Raw genomic sequence first — 22914 nt, 5'->3', positions numbered from 1 at the left:
AAGTGAATTATACTATATATTTTGGGTTTGGTATTAGTTAAAATCATAATTGTGTCTATAATCTATAAGCAAACGCTTTATAATGATCTTCTCATTTAATTTTATGTGGAATAGCTAAAATGACTCGTGCAAATAAAAATACGACAGTGTCTAATCACGAGCCCATTCAGCTTGAAGGTGTCATACTCATAGCAGGCATCATGTTTTTTGCTGCTCTAGCCACAGTTATCAGTATCTATTTTAATGACTATAAGTTAAACATCAGCTGTGAAAAAAAACGACCTGATGAAATAGCAATCTGCCAAATTGTTAAAGTAAACCTACTTGATCAGAAGACTGTATTATTTGATGACCAACCTATTACTACTGCTAATATATTAGGAGTATTAGTTTTTAACAGAAGTCCTAGCGCAGTTAGTAACAACTTCCAAAAAAAGCTGTGCAAAGCTCAATTATATGGTAGTTATGGAGAAGTAATTTGGAAAACTCAGCATTCTAATGAATGGTGGAAACAAAACTGCTTTGGATATGATGATAGTGGCGCTTTTATAGATTACTTAGAAAATCAAGAAATTGCAGAAAACAGAAAGCTGAATCACAACTACCAACTTGTTATCTATAAACATTGGGATAAGTACTTACTAAGCTTTCTAGGTTGGGCAGTGGTTTGCTCAATTATCCTTATTATATATTGCCATATAAGGTTGGGAATAGAACTCCGTAAAATAAGTCAAACTTGAGCTAGATTTAATATACATAGATTATATGAGTTATAAAGACTGGTTCTTCATGTTTTTAGCATTCTTTTTCATATGTTACCAAAACTATTTTTACTTTGTTGGAAAATGCCATGCCACAAAAAAACTGCGTCATTCTCATCCATGGTCTGCACCAAACCGCTTGGATCATGCGACCACTGGCCAAACGCTTGCAAGCAACAGGATTTAACACTCATCAATTTGGCTATCGTAGTATGCGTGACGGTATCAAAACCAATAGTGCCCGCCTAAATAGCTGGCTAGAAAACCATCATCACCCTGACCAACCGATAGATTTGGTCGGTCATAGTTTGGGCGGCCTGATTATTCGTGATTTTGTCACTACATATCCGCAATGGCAGATAGGACGCTGCGTGACACTTGGGACACCGCATGTAGGGAGTGTATGTGCTGACTATATATGGCGCTTGACCCCATCTGTGGTAGGGCGCTCATACATCGATGCCTTAGATGGCACCGTAGCGCCACTACCAAAACATATTACTCTTGGTGTGATTGCGGGTAATCGCCCTTATGGCCTAGGGCAGTTGTTTTTGCAATATCATAATCGCAAACTGCGTAAGACAAATAATATTCCATCAGTAGAACATCTACTACACGATGGCACCGTATATATAGAAGAAACCAAAATAGAGGCTGCCACGGATCATATAGTTTTACCAGTTTCGCATACTGGGATGCTGGTCGATAAAACAGTAGCCGCGCAAACCAAATACTTTTTACAACATGGACAGTTCGAGCATAACAAGCTTACGTCTTGAGAAAAGCATCATCTTTTATCAATGATAGAATCTTATGGCTTATCGAACATTGATACCCATACCCTGCTGCAACTCAGTTTTATGTTTTTTGATGACTGGAATCAGGGTGTTCATGACCCAGTCATTCCGCCAGCCTTTTAAGCCCTCTGGCAGCTCACTTAATTCCTTATCAAAAGCAATTACTTCATACAATTGCCCGAGCCACTTCTTACGCATCAATACATTGTCAGGTACGCCGGTTTTTTCTGCTTGGTCGTCTATTGCTTGTTGCACCGCTTTTGACAGCACTTTGTTTTTTGAGCGATACGGCGGTAATAGGCAATCAGGATATTCAGCAGGGTGCAGGTTTTTTGCTTGATTTATCACTTTTAGCAGCTCTTCGCCGTATAAGCGCAACATACTGCGATGCATCGTGGTTTTGTGCGCAAGCTCTCGCATATTGCTTGGTTTTTCAGTGATGATCTCACGTACTGCTTGTTTTTTGATCACAAACGTACGTGGCTGATTGGTCGAACGCGCCAGCTCCTCGCGCCACGTCGCAACCGCTTGCAGTATCGCCATCTGCTGTGAAGTATAACGATAATCTGCCATTGTTAGGTACATTGCGTTGTCTTCAACATGCTGAGCATCATACAAATCACTGGCGTAAAGCTGGCAATCTGCCCATACATAATCGTACAAACCTTGCTTTTTTAACGCATATTCAAGACTTAAATAAAGTGCTGGCAAAAAGCGTACGTCATCAATCGCATACTGCTCTTGCTCGTCTGATAATGGACGTTGCAGCCAGTCCGACTGGCTTTGTTCTTTATCAATGTGCATGTCTAGCTGGTCGTCAAGCGCTTGCTGATAGCCCATTTGCAATTGACCCGTTAAGTAAGACAACGCAATTTGCGTATCAAATATATTGGTCAATGGCGGACAACCAGAGAGTAGATAAAAAATCCCTAAATCCTCACCACAGGCATGCCAAATCGCTACATCAACTTTGGCTAGTGCCTGCCACAGTTCGGTCAGTTGCAACTGCGGGGCATCTAATAAATAAATATGATTGCCAGTATTTAGTTGTACCAATGCCAAGCGCGGATAATAAGTATCACGTTTGATAAATTCGGTATCTAACGCCACCCGACCACAAGTCGCCAATGCATCGATAACTTCAGCCAAACCATTTTGCTCACGCACCCACGTGACAGCAGCTTCATCGGCATTATCTAGCAGTGCATCAATATCTGGCTCTGAAGGTATATCTGCTGACTCTATTTTAGAATTGATTGATGGTGCTAATAAATCATCAGAAGCAGCAATGTTAATGTTATCTGCAAGGTTTGATTGGATGGCAGCAGTTGAAGCTGTTGGAGCATGGTTGGACACGGGCAGATACCTGCATAAATAGGAGAAAATAAAACGCTAAAGGGCGTCTCAATAAAAGTAAATAATAAAATACTAGTGAATCAATTATAACAATTTCATGAAATAAAATGGACAAGACTTGGTTTTTATAAAGAAGTTATAGAAAAAATGTCAGTGTGCTATAAAAATGAACGATTTTGCATCGCTTGTCCAAGGGTCATGCTATCAAGATATTCAAGCTCGCCGCCCATTGGTACACCTTGTGCCAAACGTGTGACCTTATTAACATGACGACTAACCGCTGCACTGATAAAGTGCGCGGTGGTCTGCCCTTCGACAGTCGTACCAGTCGCCAATATCAACTCTTCAACAGGCTCTTGCTTGACCCGCCAGACCAGTTGTTCAATATTCAAATCATCAGCGCTAATGCCATCAATCGGAGATAAATGACCACCTAACACAAAGTAGCGGCCACGGTAGCCTGCGGTTTGTTCGATAGCCATCACGTCTGCTGCGGTCTCAACCACACATAGCAAGGCATCATCACGGCGCGGATCTTGGCACAGCGGACAGATTTGATCATCACTGAAGCTGTGGCAGCGCTGGCATTCGACGATATCGCGCATCGCCTCATCAAGTGCTTGAGCAAGTGCCATGCCTTGTGGGCGTTTTTTAGTGAGCAAATGCAGCGCCATACGTTGGGCACTTTTTTGACCCACACCCGGCAAAATACGCAGCTGTTTAACCAGCTGATCAAATTTGGCTGTCAGCAAAGCATCTTCCTTTATTTAACTTAATTTATAAATCGTAGCTATAAAAATGGGGTCGTATCATGTCGATAACAACCCCATTCTGTCTTTAATATGTCGTGTTTGGCTTAAAAAATAACGACTTAGAACATACCTTGCATACCAGGTGGTAGACCCATACCTGAGGTCGCGCCAGCCATGGTTTCTTCGTATAGCGCGTCTGCTTGACGAACGGCGTCATTGATAGCAGCAGCGATAAGATCTTCGATCATATCTGGCTCATCTTCTAGCAAGCTTGGATCGATGGTTAAACGCTTAACCACATGGCGACCCGTCATGGTGACTTTTACCAGACCACTGCCCGCTTCAGCTTGTACTTCTTTATTCGCAAGCTCTTTTTTAGCATTTTCAACGTTTGCTTCGACTTTCTTTTGCATCGTTTGTGCTTGTTGCATTAATGCTTGAATATTCATAGTTGCCTCTTTTGTTTTTTAATCATAAATGATTGATATTTTACTAGGGCGTGTCCTCAATTCAATTGATCATATCTAAACGGGCTAAAAATGGTTAAATCTTGCCAAACATCATCAAATAGCTGGTTAATATCCCGATATTATCTGCGCTATTTTCCTCGTTTGACTGCAATTTATCTCATTTTTATCACCATTTTTGAAATGAGGACACGCCCTAATATAAAGTGCTAACCGCGATTATACCGTTATCTTTACAAACTGTCTAAACCACGCGCCAAATCTTTGATGATATCTTCTACATCTTCTAAGCCTACTGACAAACGAATAAGACCATCTTTAACACCCGCTTCTGCGCGCTCTTTTGCACTCAAGCGAAAATGGGTTGTGGTCGCAGGATGGGTAATGGTGGTTTTAGCATCGCCCAAGTTATTAGTGATAGAAACCATTTGAGTTGAATCAATGACATGCCACGCGGCAGCTTTTGAATCAGAGCTAACCGACGGTTTCACTTCAAAACCCATGATAGCACCATAGCCACCTGTCATATGATGTTGACGCGTCGCAAGCTCATGAGCGGGATGATCACTCAAACCTGAGAAATGTACGGCACTAACATTGGGATGATTAACCAAAAACTCTGCTACTTGATTGGCATTTTGACAATGCGCTTGCATACGCAGTTTCAGCGTCTCTAACCCTTTGGTAAAGACCCAAGCATTAAACGGACTCATACTGATACCGCCTGAGCGTACCACGGTAAACGCCTCTTGCATGAGCTTATCACCGCCGACCAATGCACCGCCGAGTACTCGCCCCTGACCGTCTAGATACTTAGTTGCAGAATGAATCACCACATCGGCACCCAAATCAAGCGGACGCTGCAAAGCTGGAGTGGCAAAGCAATTATCAACGACCAATAAAATACCATTGGCTTTACACAGCTGGCTTAAAAAGCCAATATCACAAATCTGTGCCAATGGATTGCTAGGGCTTTCGCAATAAATGACTTTGGTGTTTGGTTGAACGGCGTTTGCCCACGCCTCATTATCGAAGCAATCAACGTAGCTGACTTCCACACTGAACTTTGCCATATAATTATTAAATAGACCAATCGATGAGCCAAATAATTGATTGGCAGCAAGCAAATGATCGCCCGCTTTCAGATATGCCAAGCACATGGTCAAAATCGCGCCCATGCCAGAGGCTGTCGCCACTGCGCGCTCACCGTTTTCAAGCGCTGCCAAACGCCGCTCAAAGGTACGCACACTCGGATTGGTATGGCGTGAGTATACGTTGCCCGTCTTCTCTCCATTAAAATGTGCCGCGGCATCTGCCGCTGAGGTATACACGTACGAGCTGGTAGTAAAGATAGCCTCTGAGTGCTCACCCTCATCGGTACGATGTTGCCCTGCTCTTACAGCAATGGTTTGCATACCATAATCGAGAGCTAAATTGAGCGCGTCACTGCGCCAGTTTGGATCTAATTTATCTACATTTTTATCATCATGGGCTTGCGACTGACTCATAAATATTCCGTTGCTTTGATTGGTATTTTGATTGATATAAAATGACTGCTTATTCTTCTGATTATCGACCGAATGCATCAGCGTTATCATATCATGTCAACTTATTCCACACAGCTGGTTTCAAGCGATGGCTAAATATTATTTTTGAATACACATCTATCTCTTTCTCAACAACAGATGAAAGAGAGACGATAAGTAAATAATGACTGAATAAGTCGCTGAATCTAACAAAAATAACGTATTTATAATAGGCATAGATGACGACAGCTGATAAGCTTAGCGGCGATTTAATTTTTGCCTTGGGCGATATTGTTATACGCTTCGTAATCAGTGCTATCATCGGTAAAATAAACGATGCACTAGCGCATGTCCTTCATTCAATTGATAGTCTTTTTAATGGGCTAAAAATGAGGACATGCCCTCTCGCTTACTTTCTAACAAATACTTCTTTATGTAAGGCTCACTAAGGTAATTCATTTATGTCGATGTTCAGTATAGAACCAAGCAACTTATCGTTGAGTCTAACACTCGGACTAACCTTAGGTCTTAGTGGATGTCAGGTTTTGCCAAAACAGCCACACTTAGCTGAGAGCCAAGCATTATCAGCACGAGTACATGACTTATATCAGCAAGAAGACAATCAAGAAACTGGACAAAGTGACACAGTAGCAACCAATGACGTTGATTTGGTAGCATCGATTAGTGAACAGAATGATATTCACCCAGATTTATCCGGCTATCACCCCATTGTAACTGGTGCCAATGCTTTTGCTTCTCGCAGTATATTAACGGACATGTCCACACGTAATATCGATGCGCAGTATTATATTTGGCATAATGACCAAGCTGGTCAACTACTATTGAAAGATCTGTGGGAAGCGGCTGAACGCGGCATCATTGTACGCTTACTATTAGATGATTTTAATAATGATGCCACCTTCGATCAGCATTTATTACGTTTTTCCAGTCATCCGAACATTGCGGTACGAATCATCAATCCGCTGATGCACCGTAAGTTTCAAACATTAAACTACGTCACAGGTCTGCCACGTATCAATCGCCGCATGCATAATAAAAGCATGACTTTTGATAAGCAGATTACCATCATTGGGGGACGTAATATTGGCAATGAATATTTAAGCAATGACCAAAATAGTCAATTTGCGGATTTGGATGTTTTACTCATCGGTAAAGTCGTCGCAGATATTGACAACAGTTTTTCAAGCTATTGGTCGTCGCCTTTGTCATTTGACATTGAAACGCTAGTGAAGCCTGATAACAATACAGCGCCTGATTTCCTAGCGGCACTGGATAAGCTAGGTCAGGATGAAAAAGGTAGCGACAATCATTTGACGGTGTATAAAGAAGCGCTAGAAGAGTCAACGATAGACAGTGACTTGGTCAATAAACGCGTGCCTTTTCGCTGGACAGACATGCAGTTTTTAAGTGATGATGTGGGCAAGCTGACCAAAACGGTACCAGCAGATACCAATTTGGTGCATCAATTGCGTACCTTATTAGGCAGCCCAACCAAAAAGCTAACCATCATTTCCTCTTACTTTGTACCCACCAAAGATGGTGTCAATACTTTAGTGCAATTGGCTGAAGCTGGTATCGAGATTAAGATTTTGACCAATTCATTTGATGCGACCGACGTGACTGCTGTGCATTCTGGCTATAGTCAATGGCGACCTAACTTGCTGCGCGCTGGTGTCAAAATCTACGAGCTAAAATCCACCGCCTCTGAGGAAAAACGCGAAAACAAGCTTTGGAAAGCTCGTAGTCAATCCTCAACCAGTTTACATGCAAAAACGTTTGCCGTTGATGACTATCAAGTATTCATTGGCTCCTATAATGTCGACCCTCGCTCTGCCAATATCAATACAGAGATGGGTGTGATCATCAATGATGATGAGCTGGCAAAACAATTGCATGGTGCGCTGAGCGATGACCTGCTAAACCAAGCTTATGAAGTCAAACTATCAGATAATGGTAAGCTACAGTGGCATACTATGGAAGACGATAAAAAAGTGGTTTATGATTCAGAGCCACGCGTCGATATCAGCGATCATGTCTGGCTGACTATCATGTCATGGCTACCTATTGATTGGTTGCTATAGCTGCCACCATCAAAAGCACTTTAAAACCTAGTCATATTTACATAATAACAGCGTTATCGAGTGATTCTTTTGCCCAATTTTTTTAGTTTGAATACTTTTTAGTTTGAATACTTTTTAATTTGAGTACTTTTTAATTTGAGTACTTTTTAATTTAAGTACTTTTTAATTTGAGTGCTTTTCATTTAAGTGCTTTTAACTCCGAGGCTTATTGCTCAATAACTTTTAGCTCAAACGTCTTTATTTTTTCGGCAAATCATTATTTTTCATATTGATTTGTCGTTTTTTATTATAGCCGGTTATCCAGATAATAATCGGCTTAACGAATACTATTATATGTGGATGCGCGACCTATTATGCCTTCTCGTTCTCAATATGCAATGATGTCTTCTAAAGACAGAAACACCGTACTGTTTATCTGCTTTAGCAGCGCAGTCGCGTTTTTTGATTTTTTGATTTATTTATATCTAGCAGATATCATGGCGACCGCTTTTTTCCCTGCTAATATCGACCCAGCTATTACGAAGGTGCAAGGGCTTGGTCTATTTGCAATTGGCTATTTGGCACGCCCACTTGGCGGTATCATCTTTGGTCGTTATGGTGATATCAAAGGCCGAAAACCCATACTATTGATCAGTATATTAGTGACGGCAGTCAGCTTGTTGGCGATGGCATGCTTACCGACCTATGGACAGTGGGGGTTGATTGCACCAACCTTATTTATAGTCTTGAGGCTAATACAAGGCATGGCATTTGGTCTTTATGTGCCACTCGCTTGGGTTTTTGTGGCAGAGCATGTACCGCGCCAATATTCGTCAGTATCTTGTAGCTATGTCACCGCCAGTTTTTATGTAGGCGTGTTTTTTTCTAATGCCTTTTTTCTTTGGTTAACCAATTCTATGACGACTGAGCAATTGGCTAATTACGGCTGGCGCTTGCCATTTTTCATCGCGGCTATTCTGAGTTTATTGCCATTACTGGCGTGGCGATGGATAGATGAGTCACCCTTTTTTCTGGAAATGAAAAACTCAAAACCAAGCGATTATGTTGCCAAACCCTTCAATTTACTCTTTAAGCATTGCAAACATTCGCTATTTATCGGCATGGTTCTCACGCTTATTGTTTCTAGCATCACGACTGTGGTTGTGCTATTGCTACCCGATTTGATTGAATTACGTTTTACCTTAGACAGCGATTTATTTGGATTCTCACACAGTCTGGGTATTGTGTTCATGGTTTTTGGTTGTATTTTTTATGGGATAATATCCAACCACCAAAACTTCGGTAAGATTCTGACGGTTGGCTCTATTCTTTTGATCGCTCAGATGTTTGCCTTTTTTTACCATCTGCAAGCCAGCGGTGACTACATCCTCATTATGTATGCGCTTTTAGGCTTTTGTGCTGGCATCGTTGGGATGATACCTGCCATCCTTGTACAGTTATTTCCGACCAATGTACGACTAACAGGAATGGCTTTTTGTTATAATATCGCCTACGGTATTGTTGGAGTGCTTGTGCCTTTTGGACTGGGTTATGCCACTCTGTATGTGAGTTTCTCACCAGCGCTCTACATTGCATTTATCGGTTTTATCGGCATAATAATGGGTATTTATTTTTATAATTTGCCTGAATTCAAAAAAATCGACCACATTATTTAGCTAGTAGCTGCATAAAGATTGAAATTACAAATTTAAGGTGCAATCGTATGTCTCATACATTGCACCTTGTTCATTTATTTAAGACACCAATATTATAAAATATTAAGGCTCAAAACCATGGTTGATATGACCAACAAACGTCTTTCCGTTGCACCCATGATCGACTGGACAACGACGGATTATCGTTATTTTGCTCGGCTTTTCAATCCGCATGTTTATTTGTACACCGAGATGATCAGTACGGGCGCGCTGATACATGGCAATCGGGCACGGCATCTGCGCTTTGATACGCTTGAGCATCCGCTGGTACTACAGCTGGGCGGCGCAGATATTAGCGAGATGACGCAATGTGCTGAATTTGCGCAGCAGCATGGCTATGATGAGGTCAATATCAATGTTGGTTGTCCCTCTGATCGCGTACAGCATAATAAGATTGGTGCTTGCCTCATGGCAGAGCCGCACACGGTTGCCGATTTGGTCAAACACATGCAAGCGGCGGTCGATATCCCAGTAACCGTGAAGCATCGTATTGGTATCGATGATTTTGACAGTTATGAGTTTATGGTGGATTTTGTAGAAAAAGTGGCAGCAGCAGGTTGTACACGCTTTATTGTCCATGCACGTACTGCATGGCTACAAGGGCTTAGCCCCAAGCAAAATCGAGAAATACCACCGCTACGTTATGAGGATGTCTATCGTCTCAAACAAGATTTTCCACAGCTCGATATCGAGATTAATGGCGGCATCGATACTGTTAAAGACATCGAAGCACATTTGCAGCATGTGGATGGGGTGATGATTGGTCGCGCGTTTTATCACAACCCTTACCTATTAGCAGAAACCAATAGCTTATGGAACGAACCAGCACCTAAGCGCTCAGATATTCTAGCGCAGCTGTATCCGTATATGCAGGCGCAGATTGCTAAAGGTGAAGCACTGCCAACGATGACAAGACATTATTTAGGGTTGTTTCAAGGACTGACGGGTGCGCGCAAATGGCGACAGGCATTAAGTGGTAAACCTCAGCTAACAATCGACGATATCAAACGGGCAGCGGATGAGGTGTTACTACTAAATCCTGACGCTTAAGAAAATTCATCATTATGATGACAGCTATAAAAGTGTAATAATAACGCCGAAGTAGCCATTATTTATTTAGGCGGTTTGCGCAATATATTGCCACATCGCCGCTCCATTATTCACGATATGCAATAATATCGGCAGTAACAGCGAGCCTGACTTGATACGCGCGTAGCAAAATATCAATGCCAGTACCACGATGGTACTGATTTCATAAATACCATACTGCACATGGATCACCGCAAATATCAAGCTGGTCACGACACTTGCTACGATCGCCCCTCGATGCTTTGAATAAGTTGACGAGGTAAATTGCTCTTCGATCGCTGACCATAATAGACCACGGAATATCAACTCTTCATAGATTGGCGCGACAATGACCATTGCAAATATCAATAGCCATACTGAGCTGACAGACTGATATAAAGGGTCGACGAAGAGCAGTGGCGATTTATCAAGCAAATAAGTTAATGCCTGACTGCCAATCATAAATATCAATAGCAGCCCAAGCAATCCCATACCCACCGCAAATGAGAACGGCTTTAGCGCTAAATACTGCCGACTATCGCCGCCTCTTACACGGATCACTAAAAGGCTAATAGCAATCAATAGCACGAAGCCTATGATAATAGAGAGGCTGACCACAGTGCCATCGTTACTACCAAAAAAGAAGATATCAGCCATGGTTGAATTTTTAGAAGCTGGTAATACTAGCTTGCCAGCGATATACACGCCTAGCAGCTGACTGATAAAAAATGCCATCAGCATACCAACAGTCAGTAGAAATACACCCAATCGTGAAAATAGCGGCGTGCGCTTAGGCGGCGTATTAAGATTGTATGAACCAGTAGCATTTTTTAGCATAAAGTCATTACTCAAACGGATATTTTGTCAGCTCGCATTAACATAAACAATAATGAGCATAAATAGTCATCAGCGATTATGTTGGTAATTGCTGCTCAATCAATGATAATACTTGCTGAGATACCGACTCTGGATACTCAAGTGGGAACATATGACCACCGACATGGGTCTCATAAGGAATATCCAAACGCGACTTTATTTGTTGCGGAAATCGGCGTTTTAAAAAGATACTGTCTTGACCGATAATCAAAGTAACAGGCGGCTTTGGTCCATGATTTGGTGCCAGCCAATACAAAGATGGATTGGTGCGAAAGACAGCGACCTCACTGGCTTTCGGAATCGCCAATGTCACTTTGCCATCCGCACGTTCGTGTAGCCCATGCTCGATATAGCCTTGAAAACTACGTTCATCGAAGTTTTTGAAAAAGCCTTTGTGCCGCATCTTATCGTACGCATCTGCGCGGCTATCCCAGACATCACGGCGATGCTTAGACACGCCAGCTGGTGACAATTTATCCATCAGGCGGTTATTCATCATCGGCAACCTATCCGCCGTCTTTGCCAAATGCCATAGCAAGCTCACTTTGCCATAAATCCAAGGTGGATCCATGAGTACCGCTTGGGCAAAGTACTGCGGCGCATGATACAATGCCTGCAAGGTACACATTGCACCAAGCGAATGACCTACTGCCACTACTTGCGTCACACCATGCTTCTCACAGGTATTTTTGACACTATCAATAATCTGCTGTGTAAGGCTACGCCAATGGTCATCGACTGGATAATCAGGCGTTGCACCCAGCATGGCAATATATTCAATGGTAAAAAATTCTGCTAACTTCTCAAAAAATGGTTGATAAACCGCACTTGGCATCCCATTTGCATGAGCAAAATGCAGGACAGGTTTGTTGGTTATTGTAGAGACAGGTAAAGCAGTAAAAGTTGGCAAATTAATTTTATCACTCATGACAAGCTCTCTTCGATTTAAGTCGCTATTTAGGGTATTTTTTATAATCATTGAATCTCATATACAATTGAGGCTGAGCATAATCATACGCTCAGCCTCAACAATCATACACAGTAAATCTCAAACATAACACGCTTAACGCATCTGCGCATTACCTTCTTCTTGCGGTAAAACATCAAGGCTAACACTAGAGCCAATGCCCACACCCAATTTAACAGCAAAGCGGTCCATGAATAATTGAAACGGATCTGTTGGGCTATAATTGATGACATTACCCAACTCTAACTGCTTTTCTAAGCTAGCGATGCTGCCTTTCTTATCGGCTAAGCCAAGCTCAATCGACTGCTCGCCTGTCCAGAATAATCCTGAGAACAGCTTATTTTGTTCAGGATTTTTGAGGCGATCACCGCGACCTTCTTTGACTGCATTAATGAAATGCTTGTGGGTGTTGTCCAATACTTTTTCGACATGTTTTTCTTCATAATCCGTTAACGGACGTGACAAACTTAAGATGTCTTTGTATTCACCAGCAGTAATCGTACGATCTTCTACGCCAACTTTATCCATCAAACCTTTGATGTTATAGCTTGGCATAATCACGCCGATAGAGCCAACCAAACTTGACGGGTTCACATAAATCTCATCCGCCGCAGAAGCAATATAATACGCGCCAGAAGCACCCATATCACCAATCACTGCATAGAGTTTTTTGTCTGGATATTCTTTACGCAAATCCATCATAGTCTGCCAAATCTCATCAGACTGTACTGGTGAGCCACCAGGTGAATTGATATCCAAGGCTACCGCCTTTGAATTGCTATTTTCAAAAGCACGGGTCAATGCCTCATTGACATCATAAGCGTTGGCCACATCGCCACTACTAATGACACCTTGTAGCTCAACCACGGCTAAATGCGGCTTGCTCGTGTCGACACCATCTAGACCCGTTGGCGCGCTGCTGCTGCAACTACGACCAAGCGTCAGAAATATCAGTAAAATATAACCAAAGGTCAATAGTTTAAAAAAGATACTCCAGCGACGGGCGCGGCGTTGCTCGACCACACTAGCCAATAAAGTGTTTTCAAGTAATCGCCATTCTTGTCCACTCGGCTGGCTTGGCGGCGACATCGGTACTGGCTGATTTGCCAAATTGTCAGGACGTTTGTTAGGGTCTGGTGGCCAGTTGGGCATATAACTTCCTAAGTCAGAAACAGTCTAAAGCAATAAAAAGAGAAGATAGAAATACAGTCAGTAATAAGGAGCTGCTTCTCACTCCAAATACGGTCACAGTCATCTATATTCATAGGCTGCTAAGTATGGTGGTATTTCAATCATGGTTCAATAGTATAACTGGGAAATATCACTATATTGTAACATTGATTAGATAAGCAATATTTTTATGGCGTCGTATTGGTAGTATCTACTACCGGATTGAGAGACAACGTTGCTTCTGGCATTTTGTCATCATAAGTGATTATTTCAGTGATTGTTTGACGATTTATCACATCGTTAGTTATCTGTGATGTGCTATGTCCTAGCCATGTCACATTACGAAAAGTGCGTGGTTGCTCAGGTGGTTCAACTGGACATAACAATGTCCACATTTGCCAGATACGCTGATGGGTATCTGCATTTAATATCAGACGTGCCTGAGGCATATTGGCTTGATGAGTCGGTAGCTGGCTACTTGATGTGAGTGTCTGCGCAGTGGCAGGTGTTGATTTGAGTGGATCAGCCGCATTATACTTTAATACCCTTATGGGCAAGCTGGCATCTATAGCCACCGTACAATCCCAAACACTCGGACTGTCTATTTTGCTCCACCCTGTCAATGCTTGTATGGACAAATCACCATTGTCCAACTGCCACGTTTTGCCTTGTTCACAGCGTTGCACACTGATATTCGTCATGTCCTTGGGTTGGCTGGTGACTTTATAGGCTTGCTGAAATGCAGACCAACGATCAGAGCGCCCTGCTTGCCAATACTGACTAATAGGTAAATGCTGATTAAGCTGAAAAACCGTCAGAGGCAACAGCGCAGAAGCATTAGCATTAGAAGCTAAATACGTCTTATCAGTAGTAAGCGTATCCGTCAATCCAGCACTGCTACTCTGCACAACCATACCCTCTAGTATATCAACTGACAAGCTACCCAGCTGCTGCGCTAATGTCATCGCCAGCTTATTCGCCGTTAGATTACTGGGCATCGTTCGTGCGGCATTGGGTCTGTGGTCAGATAAAAATAGCCAGCTGATGTTTGTCTTATGCGTATCTGTTGTGGATGACTGCTCATTATTGACAACAGGATACTGCAACAAAGCAGCGCTTATATAGGGGTCACCCGTTGGTAAGATATATAAGGTCGGTATCGTCGTTAGTGATTGCTGATTGGCATATACCGTCATCATTAATAAGGTTAGTGCCGGCAGTGCCAGCCAACGACTGATAAACCCTCGTGGTAGTAGCCATGGCAACATACTTAATAATACCATCAGTAATATGGCGACATTCATGGGGGTATAAAGCCACGCTTCTGACAATGCTGGTAATGAGGTTAACCACGTTATCAGTTCATGCAATTTCGCGACAATGGCGCTAACGAGCAGCCAAATACTATCAGCAATAGCAGGTGATAAAAGATAGCAAAGCCCTGCTAACAGATTAAGCGGCACAATCACCCAACCAAATAAACCGATAGCAAACAGATTGATGACAAGACCCCACAGCGACGCCTTGCCAAATAATAGCAATGTAATAGGTAATAAAGTAATAAATAGCCAAAACTGTAATTTGAATACACGTTTGCCTATTATCCAAACACGCTTGAACGCAGTCTCTACTATACTGGCACTATGAGCAGATGCCGTTTCTGATATGACAGCTGATTGCGTATATGAGGCATCATCATATTTAAGGAGTAATGCCACTGCGATAAAAGATAGCCAGTACCCTGCCTGCCATAATACGTAGGGATCAAGCCATGCCATCAACACTGCCAAGGCAAACAACACCCGCATTGTACTAACCGGCAATAATGTTAAACGTACCAAACCTATCGCGAATAACATCCATGCGGTACGAGCAGCAGGTACATCAAAACCAGTAAATAACGCATAAATAAAAGCAGCAGCGATCATCACCCACCAGCGCACTTGCCAACGCGGTACATAACGATAAATCCTTGGCCATAGCCGATCAAAAAGCAAAACCGCCGCACCCGCCAGCATAATCGCTAAAAACAATACATGAGTGCCAGAGATAGCCAGCAAATGTGAAATACCAGCCAGTTGATACAAATCCTTGGTATCGCGATTGATTAAACTGCGATCACCTGTGAGCAAACTTAAAGTGACCGCTTTTGCCTGTTGCGCTGCTGTGGTCTGTGTCGACCAATCTTGATAAAAATGCTGGCGTAATTGCCAACGCCCTTGGTTGATATAAGTCTGAAAACGCTGCAGATATGAAGAAGAGGAAAATGCTGGCTTTGATACCTCAGTATTGGTGACATTTGATGTGCCAACGGTCAATATATTAGCGATTCCATCAATATGACGACCTCGCAGCCAGCGATAACTGTCAAAACCAGATGGATTGCTCAACGCTTGCTCAGAGGTCGCCAGTGGTGCAAGCGCTAAACTCATAAACAGCTGATCGCCAGGTTGTAAATAATTTAAGCGGTCAAACGGATTATTGTCCAAATTTTTCTTGGATGATTGTTTTGATGGTTTTTTTGGATAAGCGTTGAGCAATACACGGTACGTGACATTCTTACCATTATTCTTATCTGAGTTATTTTCATACAATTTGTTATTGCTTAGGCTATTATTTTCATCTATTAGAAAGTTACTGGTCATGGCATCTAAATCTTCAACCGCCAACGCCGACACCAAGGGTGATATATCACTAATGACAGCAACTTGTCGATAGCCACTGTCCGTGGCGACGTTATAAACGCTGTCACTTATTCCTTCGATGGTGACTAATGCTTGCACACGCATTGGCTCAGTGATTTCTGTTAATTCTGCTTGTTGATGGCCAATCAGGGCTTGCAGCGCACTGCCAATGATTAATCCAAGTGCCAATACAGCAACTAAAACATGAGTCAAAATACGAAAGAAGAGTTTAGATTTATGTGAAGTATTATATGAAGGATTACGTGAAGAGAGACCAGCAGTATGTTGCGATAAATGGCTGGGTTTTGCAAAAGGTACATTAAACTGGGCAATAACAATCAGTATAATAGCAAAAATAATGAGCGACAAAGATAAGATAGGAGTATTCAATATATCCATTAACGATGAACTAGTGGGTATCGCCATACTATCTGCGACTGCCAAAACGCCCATCATGGCGATAATAATCAAGCTACCAATCAACCAGTACACCAGCGCTCCTCGCTTGATGAGGTGAATATTAGTTTTTGCCTAAATAAAGCCATTTGTTATGATAAATAGCCACTTAATATGACGAAAATGTACCGGAACACCAAAACACAGATTGATACTTAAACCAGCAACAACAACTGATACGTCATGCAATAGCATTTATATAACTATTACCCTATACTGACTGACATATTGCGATGATGATAATCTGATATCATTATCCTATATATTCTCAGCTGTACACTTTATGAATAATATTACTTTATAGCAGACCATCAATGCGATTGAGCGGACTGTAGCTAACGATTACAAAAGGCGATCCTGTGCCCCAAAAACGTCTGAAAGACCTGCTTCCTACGCCAGAGAAAATCTTAGAAAGTCGCACCTTAAAACTGTTCGCACCGCATCTGGCTGATCCACGATTATGGCACTTTAATCGACATAGCTTAAATAAAGCGGTCTATATCGGGGTGCTTAGTGCATTTTTCCCATTGCCAGGGCAGATGCTACTGGCTCTAGTTGGCTCATTAATTTTTCGTGCCAATGTTCCCATGGCACTCGGTTTGACTTGGATTACCAATCCACTCACGAGCTTGCCGATCTTTTATGCAGGCTATTATATCGGTGCCAAAATCCTTGACGTACCGATGATTAGTCTGCGGCTTATCGGCAGGATGATTGCTGATTTTAGCTTATGGGCACTGTCAGATGGTGCAAATCCATTTATTACTTATCGCGGCACGGTATCGATTGCTGCTTTTTGCATAGGCTTGACGATCTTAGCGATTGTGACCAGCATCGTTTGTGGACTGGCATTTAAGGCGGTTTGGCGCTATAAAACCGTCGTGAGCTGGCAAAAGCGTCAGCAAGAACCTTCTGATAAACCGCCTAAAACCTAATATATACTGCTGTTCTCAAGTCATGGTAACCATAACGTAGCGAACCACCTTTTACTGCTAACCATTCACTAACGATAGCAATCTAGGTCACCATCTATCCTCGATTATTCTATGCTATGTCTCGATATCACCATAAGCTGGCTATGACTTAAAAACAAAAGCCATTTTCTTTATTGATACCCATCACTCTGCTTCTTTATTCTTTTCTATGGCCGCAAGGATGTTGTCCGTAAGGCTAGTGTCCATCACGAAAACTTCAACCACTTTTTCATCTTTAAGTAATGTGTAGCGTTTGCCCGTTGCACTGTCTTGAGCTTTTAGATCATAATCAACGCCAGCCAAAGTAATGGCATCAAAAACGGGTGTTAATAGATCTATTTGTGCCTGTTTATCAATTGTCTCGAATAACGTCACATCCATATAGGGTTTTAACGGTTCATTGCCTTCTTCGGCACTGCCAAAAGCAGCGATTGGGTCGTCATCTCTATCCATCATAATAATCCTTCTTTAATAAATTGGCGGCATTTTTCAGCCCCATTTTGCGTTTATTTTTACTAAAAACTTAGTATCTGTTGAACATAATCTTGTCGTTCTAGGGTATATCCTCATTTAATAATGATGATAAAAGCAAGACAAATTGCCGTTAAACAAGAGAAATAACACAGATCATAGTAAATATTAATCAGCAGTTCAGTTCAACGACGTTTGATAAAGTTTAGCCCATGTAGATATCAATTGACTTAAATCAGGACACACCCTACTAGTTAGCAACCATAACCATTTACGCTATTAAACTTAAAGCGTTAAAAAACAGTTAATACTGCTCCCAATGACCATTACGTAGCAATAACTGACGATCCGCCAGCGCCGCGAGATTACGATCATGTGTCACCATTAATAGTGCGGTTTGCATGGTATTTTGCAGCTCTGATAATAGTCCAAACACGCTTTGCGCATTGTCATAGTCCAAATTACCAGTTGGCTCGTCTGCCAAAATAAGCGACGGCTTCGTAACCAAAGCACGGGCAATAGCCACACGCTGACGCTCGCCGCCCGATAGCTCACCAGGTCTATGCGCCAGACGATGCTCAAGTCCGACACTTTCTAGTATCGCAATTGCTTGCTCTCTTGCTGAAGTCGTTGAGACCTCTGGTCGCATCAGTAACGGCATTGCAACGTTTTCAATGGCAGTAAATTCGGTTAATAAATGGTGAAACTGATAAATAAATCCCAAATGCTTGTTACGCATGGCACCGCGCTCAGTTTCATTCATGCTATTTAACAATTGACCATGTAGCCAGACCTCACCGCTGGTTGGCGTATCAAGACCACCAAGCAAGTGTAGCAAAGTGCTCTTGCCTGAACCACTGGTGCCAACAATGGCGATGCGCTCGCCAGCATGGACGGTCAAATCCAAGCCAGTCAGTACTTGCGTACTAACCGCGCCTTCATCATATATCTTGTTGATATTTTTCGCCTCTAAAATGGCAGACATGGCTTTTCCTTTATTCTATTTATACTGGTATTGATGCTGTATTCAGCGCTACAAACAATTTATCAGCCTAAACTTGCATTAAAATGAATTTTACCTAACAAGCATTGGTAATAACTCAAACTGTATATAAAAACTTAAGCGGCATATAAAATCATTTATTCATAACGCAACGTCTGTGCTGGCTGAATCTTAGCCGCTCGGCGTGCTGGATAAATGGTTGCCAAAAAGCTCAGTACGAAAGACGCACCTGTAATCAATACCACATCTAGTACACGCAACTCTGATGGCAAATAATTAACAAAATACGCATCAAACAAGTTCAAATTAAAGACTTGATTAATAAATCCTAAAATATCACTCACTGTAAGCGCAAATATCACGCCCAGTATCGTACCAGCAATCGTACCAATCACACCGATGACCACACCTTGCACCATAAACACTTGGGTAATCAAACGAGGAGATGCACCAAAAGTTTTTAGAATCGCAATGTCCGCTTTTTTGTCGGTAACGAGCATCACTAGACTGGAGACAATATTAAAAGCAGCCACTAGGATAATTAAAAATAGCAGCAAGCCGACCATGGCTTTTTCCATTTGAATCGCGCCAAATAGGTTGCCATGTGTTTGTGTCCAATCATTAGGATACAATTGCTGAGGGGCAATAGCGGCGGCTTTTTCTGCTGCCATCGGAGCGGTAAAGATGTCATTGAGCTTCATACGCACACCCTGCGCGCCATCTGGCAGACGCAACAGTTTTGCCGCATCACCCATCGGGATAAATGCCATGAGGCTATCCACTTCTGGGCTGATGGTAAAAATACCTGTCAAGGTAAAGCGCTTGAATCGTGGTATCACGCCAGCTGGTGAAGGCGATGCCTCTGGCAGCACTAGCGTCACTTTATCACCCAGTTGCAGCCCTAGAGACTGTACCATCTCTTCACCCAGCACAATATTGAACTCACCACTTTGTAAAGTATCAATGCTGCCTTGAACCATATGTTCATTGATAATAGAGACATCTTTTTCGTATTCAGGATCGACACCAGTGACCATAATCCCTGCAACCTGACCGTTTGACGTCAACATCCCTTGCAGTTGAATAAAGGGCGCTACAGCTGCCACTTCAGGATCTTCTTTAATTTTATCAGCCAATTGCTTCCAATCACTGATAATCTCGGTGGAAACGACCGTTGCTTGCGGGACCATACCCAAAATACGGGTTTTTAACTCCCGATCAAAACCATTCATGACTGATAGCACCGTGATCAATACGGCAACCCCAAGAGTCAAACCAATCATCGAGATAAGCGAGATAAAGGAGATAAAACCATTACTACGCTCTGCTCGGGTGTATCGTAAGCCGATAAACAACGCTAAAGGACGAAACATATTCAAACTCTTTATCTTATCTACGTGCGACTTTATATATACTATACAACGAGCAACAGCAAATGCATCTCACACCTGCACTTGCCATAGTCACATATAAATCGAACACAAAAACAGGGTTTCAGACGAGCCAAAGACAGCCGTCAAAAGGGAGCTAGTTTGACACAATTTGGCTGATATGTGCCAGTCATTAGCAAAAACTGGGCGTATTTTTTAATAAAAAACTGGCTTTTGTTACTATTTTTTATGAGGGGCTTGCTATTACTTGCGTCAATACCTATATATTGTATGCTAAGGACAATTGTCATTAACCATTCATTTCATTGTTGTTTGTTGACCCTTTACTGATGACAACGTTGCCAACTATCATAAATCTATCGTGTTAAATAAAGCCTTATGATAGCCAGCAATAGCCGTTTCAGGTCCAAACCTCACGCTGACTAATTTTGAGTATCTTCATGACCATTAATTATCAATACAAAAACGTCCAATCTCCCACCAAGATCACCATGACTGATGAACAATCTGCAGGTCACGCCGATCATTGGCGTATTCTGACCGATGACATGAGTCATGACGTGCCAGAATGGCTACAAAAAATGATCGAAAAGGCGGCCATGCCTAAAGGTCTCAATAGCAATGTCAGCGCTCAAGACAGATGCCTATTGCTGTCTGAAAACCAGCCTTGTCATATCAATCAAGTATTGGCCATGAAAAATGGCAAGCCTAAATGCTTTATCAATGCTTATCCTTGTGTCGATAGCCCGTATGGACTCAATTGTAAGATTGAGCGCATCATTGCCAATGACAATTCACACGATGCTGTATTACGCTTGCGTACCGCTGATGGCAGTATTATTTACGCCTTTGACCAGCTCTACACCACCAATCGCCATTTATATCAGCAAGACACGTCTTACTTTGTGAACTTTAGCGCTTGGGCACATGAGATTAAGCTAAGTGAGCAAAACGAAGTCATCATGGTTGAAGATCAAGAAGCGATCCGCTACCATCGTGCATTTAACGACATCGTTGCCGCCAATGATGGAAAAATACCCGATGATCTGCAAGAGCAAATCAAAGAATGGAAACCAGAGACCAAAGCACAAATGGCACCAGTTGAGATCAACTTAGGTCACATGTGTGCCTATCTATTCGGTGATACTTTGGGACAAGAAGATGAAGCATGGTGCCAAGGTCAGGTGCTCGGCAAGCAAGAAACAACATTTAATGATAAATCCATTATCCTGTTTGATGTCGTGATACTACGCGAACAAGATGCCGATCCTTTCGTGATTCGTATCGGCGCGCTCAACACGCCAGAGACGGCTTCTATTAAAGTGCATGACTACGTACAAGCGAACGTCTGGCTACAAGCTGCCATCTATAAAGAAAACCAGCAAAGTGCGGCGCAGCAATCAAAAGCCAGTTAACTATTTTACGAGTCATCCGCTACTATTAAGAATGATAATTAAATGTATCATCAAATAAAAAGCCCCTAATAAGCATTAGGGGCTTTTTGTCTTCTTACAATCGTCGGGATAAAACCCTACAAATATAAAATTAAGCCATGGTCGTCATTGACTTGATACGAGTATATAGCTCTTTTTGTTCAGCACTTGGGCGTGCCGTTTGTACTGCCATCAGTTGTGACATATCGCCTTCAACGCGAATTTTACCACCCATAAAAGCACCCATAATTTCATTGGTATCGAAATCAGTGATGATTGATTGCAAGATACTGCGGTCAAGCAACAAGGTAGTTGTCGCGGCGTCGTTCAAGCCGCGATGCAATAAACCGTTTGCAAAGTTCGCTTCGATGTCTTGCTCAGTGTCAGATACTTTTAGATTGACGATCATATTCGCCAGTGCTGGCGGCAAATTTAGCTCGCCTGCCTCATTACCCATTTGCTCAACTTGCTCAAACCACTCATCTGTCAAAAAAACTGCCATATTATTGTCCTTAATTGATGTTATTTCAGGCTACCGTTGTTTGGCTCACTCGCCTGACTGGATATCAAATGATAAAATAGTTGCCCATAATAGCAGTACAAAAACTGCTATAGTCAAAGTATTTTTAAATCGCTACAGTGCTGCTGGGATAAAATTTTCGCAGCCTCTGTGAATACAGCAAGCAAGTAAAATTTGTACCAGTAGCACCATAATACAATCGTATCGGTTTTATGTTTCTTTGACTATATCATCACTTATATTTAGCCTCATTATAAGGGTCGACTTGATGATAAGTAAAACTTATTTAGAGTGCTTATGCGGCCATTGTTACAAAAATGCTGCTGGTCATGATATCTAAGCGTAGTAATTACTGTCCCTCTATCACCAAAATGTATTTCTAGAATCGTGATAAAATTGGGTATAAAATAACCCCACTCTCAACTTGAAATAAGCAACTCAAACTG

General features: G+C 42.2%; 19 protein-coding genes. 7 read left to right on the top strand and 12 right to left on the bottom strand.

Annotation, left to right across the window (positions count from 1 at the left end; all coding sequences use genetic code 11):
* The first annotated feature begins 119 nt into the window (after positions 1-119).
* Complete coding sequence (locus INT03_RS09645) at positions 120-740, top strand: hypothetical protein (RefSeq protein ID WP_193008779.1); 621 nt, start codon at positions 120-122, stop codon at positions 738-740.
* Between the two features lie 110 nt (positions 741-850).
* Entirely contained in the window at positions 851-1540 is a 690-nt protein-coding gene (locus tag INT03_RS09640) for an esterase/lipase family protein (RefSeq protein WP_193008778.1), read from the top strand.
* 39 nt (positions 1541-1579) lie between these two features.
* On the opposite strand, the gene INT03_RS09635 is transcribed toward INT03_RS09640, so the two are convergent.
* The 4 genes from INT03_RS09635 to INT03_RS09620 form a co-directional block, all read right to left on the bottom strand.
* A complete protein-coding gene (locus INT03_RS09635; RefSeq protein WP_193008777.1) occupies positions 1580-2914 on the bottom strand; it encodes a ribonuclease D in 1335 nt (444 codons plus the stop codon).
* 158 nt (positions 2915-3072) lie between these two features.
* A complete protein-coding gene (gene recR / locus INT03_RS09630; RefSeq protein ID WP_045451374.1) occupies positions 3073-3666 on the bottom strand; it encodes a recombination mediator RecR in 594 nt (197 codons plus the stop codon).
* Between the two features lie 119 nt (positions 3667-3785).
* Positions 3786-4115 carry a YbaB/EbfC family nucleoid-associated protein gene (locus INT03_RS09625; protein ID WP_045445429.1) on the bottom strand — a complete coding sequence of 110 codons (330 nt, stop codon included), beginning with the start codon at positions 4113-4115 and terminating at the stop codon, positions 3786-3788.
* A 251-nt stretch (positions 4116-4366) separates the two neighbouring features.
* The gene (locus tag INT03_RS09620) at positions 4367-5641 is read right to left on the bottom strand and encodes an O-succinylhomoserine sulfhydrylase (RefSeq protein ID WP_193008776.1); all 1275 of its coding nucleotides are present in this window, start codon (positions 5639-5641) and stop codon (positions 4367-4369) included.
* A 479-nt stretch (positions 5642-6120) separates the two neighbouring features.
* Between INT03_RS09620 and INT03_RS09615 the strand changes: the two genes are divergently transcribed.
* From INT03_RS09615 to dusA, 3 genes are all read left to right on the top strand, one after another.
* On the top strand, positions 6121-7761 hold the full coding sequence (locus tag INT03_RS09615; RefSeq protein ID WP_193008775.1) for a phospholipase D family protein: 1641 nt from the start codon (positions 6121-6123) through the stop codon (positions 7759-7761).
* Between the two features lie 353 nt (positions 7762-8114).
* The gene (locus INT03_RS09610) at positions 8115-9416 is read left to right on the top strand and encodes an MFS transporter (protein WP_193008774.1); all 1302 of its coding nucleotides are present in this window, start codon (positions 8115-8117) and stop codon (positions 9414-9416) included.
* A 117-nt stretch (positions 9417-9533) separates the two neighbouring features.
* Positions 9534-10505: a tRNA dihydrouridine(20/20a) synthase DusA gene (gene dusA, locus INT03_RS09605; protein WP_193008773.1), complete on the top strand. Its 972-nt coding sequence runs from the start codon at positions 9534-9536 to the stop codon at positions 10503-10505.
* Between the two features lie 66 nt (positions 10506-10571).
* Here the strand turns inward: dusA and INT03_RS09600 are convergent, their stop codons facing one another.
* The 4 genes from INT03_RS09600 to INT03_RS09585 form a co-directional block, all read right to left on the bottom strand.
* Positions 10572-11360, bottom strand: a complete 789-nt coding sequence (locus INT03_RS09600; protein ID WP_226950369.1) for a CPBP family intramembrane glutamic endopeptidase — start codon at positions 11358-11360, stop codon at positions 10572-10574.
* Positions 11361-11436: 76 nt separating this feature from the next.
* Positions 11437-12327, bottom strand: coding sequence for an alpha/beta hydrolase (locus INT03_RS09595; protein WP_193008772.1), 891 nt, complete (start codon positions 12325-12327; stop codon positions 11437-11439).
* Positions 12328-12462: 135 nt separating this feature from the next.
* Complete coding sequence (gene sppA / locus INT03_RS09590; RefSeq protein ID WP_193008771.1) at positions 12463-13518, bottom strand: signal peptide peptidase SppA; 1056 nt, start codon at positions 13516-13518, stop codon at positions 12463-12465.
* Positions 13519-13724: 206 nt separating this feature from the next.
* Positions 13725-16712 (bottom strand): ComEC/Rec2 family competence protein, encoded by a 2988-nt coding sequence (locus tag INT03_RS09585; RefSeq protein ID WP_296293096.1) that lies wholly within the window; start codon positions 16710-16712, stop codon positions 13725-13727.
* Between the two features lie 323 nt (positions 16713-17035).
* On the opposite strand from INT03_RS09585, the gene INT03_RS09580 reads away from it, so the two are divergent.
* Entirely contained in the window at positions 17036-17611 is a 576-nt protein-coding gene (locus INT03_RS09580) for a DUF2062 domain-containing protein (protein ID WP_296293095.1), read from the top strand.
* A 183-nt stretch (positions 17612-17794) separates the two neighbouring features.
* Here INT03_RS09580 and INT03_RS09575 read toward each other — a convergent pair whose 3' ends face one another.
* The 3 genes from INT03_RS09575 to INT03_RS09565 form a co-directional block, all read right to left on the bottom strand.
* A complete protein-coding gene (locus INT03_RS09575; protein ID WP_226950370.1) occupies positions 17795-18106 on the bottom strand; it encodes a hypothetical protein in 312 nt (103 codons plus the stop codon).
* A gap of 319 nt (positions 18107-18425) precedes the next feature.
* Complete coding sequence (gene lolD, locus INT03_RS09570; protein ID WP_193008770.1) at positions 18426-19106, bottom strand: lipoprotein-releasing ABC transporter ATP-binding protein LolD; 681 nt, start codon at positions 19104-19106, stop codon at positions 18426-18428.
* Between the two features lie 155 nt (positions 19107-19261).
* Positions 19262-20497 carry a lipoprotein-releasing ABC transporter permease subunit gene (locus INT03_RS09565; protein WP_055123885.1) on the bottom strand — a complete coding sequence of 412 codons (1236 nt, stop codon included), beginning with the start codon at positions 20495-20497 and terminating at the stop codon, positions 19262-19264.
* 458 nt (positions 20498-20955) lie between these two features.
* On the opposite strand from INT03_RS09565, the gene INT03_RS09560 reads away from it, so the two are divergent.
* Positions 20956-21930, top strand: coding sequence for a hypothetical protein (locus tag INT03_RS09560; protein ID WP_193008769.1), 975 nt, complete (start codon positions 20956-20958; stop codon positions 21928-21930).
* A gap of 130 nt (positions 21931-22060) precedes the next feature.
* Here INT03_RS09560 and INT03_RS09555 read toward each other — a convergent pair whose 3' ends face one another.
* Positions 22061-22450, bottom strand: coding sequence for a hypothetical protein (locus INT03_RS09555; RefSeq protein WP_055123882.1), 390 nt, complete (start codon positions 22448-22450; stop codon positions 22061-22063).
* Positions 22451-22914: the final 464 nt, after the last annotated feature.

Origin of the sequence: Psychrobacter sp. PG1 (genome assembly GCF_014897815.1) — a bacterium.
Classification (GTDB): domain Bacteria; phylum Pseudomonadota; class Gammaproteobacteria; order Pseudomonadales; family Moraxellaceae; genus Psychrobacter.
This window is presented reverse-complemented; position numbering and strand designations above follow the sequence as displayed.